Below are 429 nucleotides of genomic sequence, written 5' to 3' on the forward strand. Positions count from 1 at the left end.
CACCAGGCTGGCTGCTTCCTGTTTGAACTCAGGAGTAAAGGAACGTCGTTTTCTGGTCATCAGACACCTCGTTTATGGTGGCAATATTACCACCTACGTTGGTGTCCGGAATCATTGAACCACTACAAATGCTCGTAATCCACTTTTTGACAAGACGGGCGTATTGGTGAGTAGTGATATGGTCGAACTTTCGCATCCGGCTCGGCCACAAATAATCCATCCCTGAGAGTCCACGCAACTCGATCCATGCTTCGACCGATTCGCGCGTCTTTTTGGTTATCTCAAACTGAACAGGCTGACTGGTCTTCTGCTGGATGACTTGCGCCCGGTCCAGAACCTCACCGTTTCTGGAAATATCTCGAACCAATAGCTTTACCAGATCGCAGGATCGGAGTTTGCAGTCAATTGCCATGTTGAACATCGCCAGCT

1 protein-coding gene is annotated in these 429 nt (G+C 49.2%); it reads right to left on the reverse strand.

Annotated elements, in window-relative coordinates:
* Positions 1-28: 28 nt before the first annotated feature.
* The gene (locus tag ACUN9X_RS18845; RefSeq protein ID WP_445474038.1) at positions 29-427 is read right to left on the reverse strand and encodes a hypothetical protein; all 399 of its coding nucleotides are present in this window, start codon (positions 425-427) and stop codon (positions 29-31) included.
* Between the last annotated feature and the right edge of the window lie 2 nt (positions 428-429).

It is taken from the genome of Marinobacter sp. V032 (assembly GCF_052645435.1).